Raw genomic sequence first — 4,471 nt, forward strand, 5'->3', positions numbered from 1 at the left:
CGGGTCGCCGATCCGGCGGCGACGGTGGTCGCGCGCGAGTCCGTGCGGCTCGCGCTGATCGTCAGCCTGCAGCACCTGCCGGCCCGGCAGCGCGCGATCCTGCTCCTGCGGGAGGTGCTGGCGTTCACCGCACCGGAAACGGCCCGGATCCTCGGGACCACCACGGCGGCGGTGAAGAGCGGCCTGCAGCGCGCCCGGGCCCGGCTGGACGACCTCGGCGCCCCGGCCGAGGACCTGCTCGAACCGGCCGACCCGCGGGCACGCGCGCTGCTCGAGGGCTACATCGCCGCGTTCGAACGCGCCGACGCCGGACTGCTGGCGCAGGTGCTGCGCACCGACGCGACGCTGGAGGCCACCCCGTTCCGCGACTGGTACGCGGGCCGGGCGAAGTGCCTGCGGCTGCTCGGTACCTACGTCCTGGGCGAACCGGGCGACTGGCGGATGAGCGCCACCACGGCCAACGGCCAGCCGGCCGCCGCCGTGTACCACCGGGACGCCGGCGGCGTCCTCCGGGCGCACGGCGTCGTGGTGCTGACCGCGACGGCCACCGGCGTCTCCGGCGTGGTCGAGTTCCACGACCCGGCGCTGGTCGTCGCGTTCGGCTTCCCGGATCGGCTCGCGTCCTGAGCCGGCTGCGGCGCCGCCACCGACCACAAAGGACAGTCGCGCGCGGCCGCGTCCGAGGGACAGCGGCGACGCGGAAGAGTACCCGGTCTTCGAAACCGCCAAACGACTACTTTTGGTGACGAATACGCGCTTTTTCCGGTCGGCTCAACGGATTTCCCGGCTGTCCGTGTACGGATCGTGAGAATCCCGTGATCATGTAACGGTCCCGCGGCGTGGTGTCTCCGTACTCCACGAAACCATTTCCGACCCTTGCGTTTGGGGGACAACCCATGCTCGTCGACGTCACCACCACCCGGTCCGCTGTCTTCCGCCCGGATGCGCAGGTCTGGCCGTCCGCGCCGGAGCGTCCGATCGGGACGTCCGAAGAGGCTGCTCCCGTGGGTGAACTGAGCCTGCTCGGTGGGTTCCGGCTCGTGCTGCGGGGAGAGCTGCTCGACGTCAGCACCACCGGACAGCGGCTCGTCGCCGTCCTCGTGTGCCACTCCGGCTCGGTCGCCCGGCGCCAGATTGCGCACCTGCTGTGGCCCGATGCCACCACCGCGCGCGCCCACGCCAATCTACGCACGGTCATCTACCGGCTGGAGCGGACCTGTCCCGGCCTGATCGTCGTGCGCGGCTCGTACCTGCGGCTCGCCGGCGGGCTGCGGATCGACCTGGAGGAGACGACCGCGCTGGCCAACCGGATCCTCGCCACCGAAGGGCCGCTGCCCGCGGCGTTGTGCAACGAGGCCCTCGACGCCGGCTTCCACCACGACCTCCTGCCCGACCTGGACGACGAATGGCTGCTGGACTACCAGATCCGGTACCACCAGCTCCGGCTGGCCGCGCTGGAGACCCTGTCCCGCCGCTTGGCCGGCGCGGGCCTGCCGGGCGCGGCGGTCTGCACGGCTTTGGCGCTGGTGCAGGCGGATTCCCTGCGCGACAGTGCACACCAGACGCTCATCCGGGCCTGCCTCGTGCAGGGAAACCAGCAGGAAGCGCTTTCCTACTTCGCCGACTACCAGCGGATCTTCCGCGACGAGCTGGGTGTCGAGCCCGCTTCGAGCATCGGCCAGCTGCTCGAAGAACCGGCCGCCGACCTCGACGTGTGACGCTCGGAGAACGGTGCGCCGACGGCGTCGCCGTCACTCTTGCGAGTGAATGTTCCCCGGAGCGACCAGAACAGTGAGCCGGTGAGTGAAAGTGACTGACACGACCGATGCCGTGGCCCCGCCGCAGCTGCCGACCGCGCGAGCCGTCCCGCCCCTGCTGGACACGAGTGCCATGTGGACCGACGAAATGGTGGCCGGCGCGGGCATCCCGGTGCAGGACGTCCCGTTCGTCAGCGTCGGCGGGGGAATGGGCTCCTTCGTCACCGTCGACTACCTGCGGATCGCCGGCGACGTGCCGGCCGAGGACATCCGCGTCCTGTCCAACCTGGCCCACCCGTGGGAGACCTACGAGTACCTGACCCGCGTTTCGCAGCTGCCGCGCGCCCGCCGGATCCGGTCGGATTCGGCGTCGCGGCCGGACAACCTGTGGGGCTTCCCGTCCTACGCGTTGCAGGAAGCGTGGCGGACCCGCAGCCTCAAGCCGCTGACGCAGGTGTTCCTGGAGCCGGACTTCGCCGACTTCTACACGCCCGTGCTCGGCACGGTGCTCGACGGCATCGCCCGGGAGGCCGACCGGATCCGGTACGGCGAGATGCTGGTGCGGGGCGAGGTGCAGGTGGTCCGCCGCCGCGCCGGTGGCGGCTACTTCAGCCTGCTTTCCCCGGCCGCCGCCGAGGGCGGCACGGCGCCGCCCGGGCACGTCGCGTTCCGGTCGCGGGACGTGCACCTGGCCGTCGGCTACCCGGGCCTGCGGTTCCTGCCCGACATGCAGGCGTTCCGCGAACGGATGAACGACTTCCACCACGTGGTCAACGGCTACGAGGACCACGAGCACGTGTACCAGGCGCTGCGCCACCGGCCCGGCACCGTCCTGGTGCGCGGCGGCGGGGTCGTGGCCTCCGCCGTCCTGCACCGGCTGATCACCGACCGGCTCCAGGGCGGCGCGGAAACCCGGATCGTCCACCTGTTCCGCACCTACTACGCCGGCCACCACGGGCCGCACCCGTGGGCGCGCCGCCCCGGTCGCGACGGCTGGGCGTTCCAGGGCTTCAACTACCCGAAATCGGCGTGGGGCGGCCAGTTGCGCGCCCGCATGCGCGGGCTGGAGGGCGCCGACCGGGTCCGGATCTACGAGCAGATCGGCGGAACCACGACACCGTCGCGGCGGCATTGGCGCGCCGGCCAGCGGACCGCCCGCGAAGAGGGCTGGTACCAGCCGGTTTCCGGGCGGATCGCCGACCTGCGGCTCGACGGGACGGGCATGGTGGCCACGATCGGCCGCCCGGAAGGCCTGGCGAACGTCGCCGTCGACTACGTGATCGACTGCACCGGCCTCAACGGCGACATCAGCGAGCACCGCGTGCTCGGCGATCTGCTGCGCCAGCCCGGCATCGGGCGCAACGTGCTCGGCCGGCTCGACGTCGGCGAAGCCTTCGACGTACGCGGAGCGGACAACGGCGTCGGACGGCTCTACGCCACCGGCGCGGCCGCGTACGGCGGCTACTTCCCCGGGGTGGACACCTTCCTCGGGCTCCAGCTGGCCGCGCAGGACGTCGTCGACGACATCGCCCGGCGCGGCCACTGCGACCGCATGGGACCGGTCAGCTCCATCGCCCGGTGGCTGAAGTGGGCCACCGGCCGCCGGATCTGACCGCACGTGGAGGAAAGAGGACGAGAACGTGGTGCCGACCTTGCTCGGCCGGATCCAGACCCGGCTGTTCCTGCTCATCTTCCTCGGCGGTGCGCTGACCGCGCTGCTCGCGCCGATCCTGCCGATCGACGCCCCGCCGGCGCAGCGCTACCAGGCCACCTTCGTGGTGCTGGGCGCCGTCACCGTGCTGGGGGTCGGCTGGGAGTTCGTCTACCACCTGCTCATGCAGTGGCGGTGGGAGAAGGACTGGCCCACCCTCTTCGGCCTCCTCACCGCCGTGCCGGAGGGAATCCTCGTGTGGGCACTGGCCGGCCGGGGCGAGCTGCCCTGGCTGCCGGGCCCGGTGCCGTGGGGCGCCTTCCTGATCCACTTCGGAGTCGTCTGGCTGGCGGTGTGGCTGTTCGCGAACGGGCCGATGAGGGTGCCGTTCATCCGATGGAGGTTTCACGGCGGGAGACTGGTATGAGCACGGTTCTGGACAACGCACCGCACCCGGCCGCGACCGCGCCGGACGGGCTGCACCCGTTGCGGGGCAACGCCGTCCTGGCCCGGTACGGCGACCTGACCCTGGTCTGCGAAGCGGTTCCCGGCCGGCAGCACCGCATCGGCGCGCTGCTCGAAGCGGTCGCCGGGATCGCCGCGGGCGAGGCCGACGCGCGGCAGCTGAGCCGCCGGGTCGCGGGTCTGATCGGCCCGGACGCCGACGACTTCCCGGCCCTCTGCGCGTTCGGGCCGACCGGCAACGGCATGGCGGCGGTGGTGCACGGCGGAGCCGAGCTGATCGTCACGGTCAACGGCGAGCACGTACACCTCGACGGCCGCGACGCGGCAACGGTACTGGACCGGGTGATCACCGACCGCGTGGACGCGGTCCGCGCGGTGGTCGGCGGCACCGACCTGGGCACGGTGGCCGACTCGCCGGCGCAGGCACCGGCTTCGGTGACTGCGCAGGCTCCGGCCTCGGTGGCGGCGCAGGCTCCGGCGCAGGCCGCGGTTTCGGCTGAGCCGGCCCAGAGCGAGGCCCCAGCTCCGGCCCCGGCGGCGGCTTCGGTTTCGGCTGAGTCGGCCCCGGCCCCGGCCCCGGCTTCAGCCCCGCCGCCGG

General features: G+C 72.4%; 5 protein-coding genes. All 5 read left to right on the forward strand.

Translation table 11 applies throughout. From position 1 onward, the window contains the following. Positions 1-627 (forward strand): sigma factor-like helix-turn-helix DNA-binding protein (locus CCN39_RS34330; RefSeq protein WP_279629599.1); only part of this gene is annotated, 627 nt, incomplete at its 5' end. A 269-nt stretch (positions 628-896) separates the two neighbouring features. Beyond that, the gene (locus CCN39_RS34335; RefSeq protein WP_086849132.1) at positions 897-1,718 is read left to right on the forward strand and encodes an AfsR/SARP family transcriptional regulator; all 822 of its coding nucleotides are present in this window, start codon (positions 897-899) and stop codon (positions 1,716-1,718) included. 91 nt (positions 1,719-1,809) lie between these two features. After that, positions 1,810-3,369, forward strand: a complete 1,560-nt coding sequence (locus CCN39_RS34340) for an FAD/NAD(P)-binding protein (protein WP_244211128.1) — start codon at positions 1,810-1,812, stop codon at positions 3,367-3,369. 28 nt (positions 3,370-3,397) lie between these two features. Beyond that, entirely contained in the window at positions 3,398-3,835 is a 438-nt protein-coding gene (locus CCN39_RS34345) for a hypothetical protein (RefSeq protein WP_086849136.1), read from the forward strand. Beyond that, positions 3,832-4,471, forward strand: a 640-nt coding sequence (locus CCN39_RS50340; protein WP_208630507.1) for a hypothetical protein, incomplete at its 3' end; no start/stop codon positions are given. The genes CCN39_RS34345 and CCN39_RS50340, both read left to right, overlap by 4 nt.

Source organism: Amycolatopsis kentuckyensis (genome assembly GCF_002155975.1).
Lineage (GTDB): Bacteria > Actinomycetota > Actinomycetes > Mycobacteriales > Pseudonocardiaceae > Amycolatopsis > Amycolatopsis kentuckyensis.

Coding starts and splice junctions, on each gene's coding strand:
- CCN39_RS34335 (WP_086849132.1), top strand. CDS start 897: ATGCTCGTCGACGTCACCACCACCCGGTCCGCTGTCTTCCGCCCGGAT.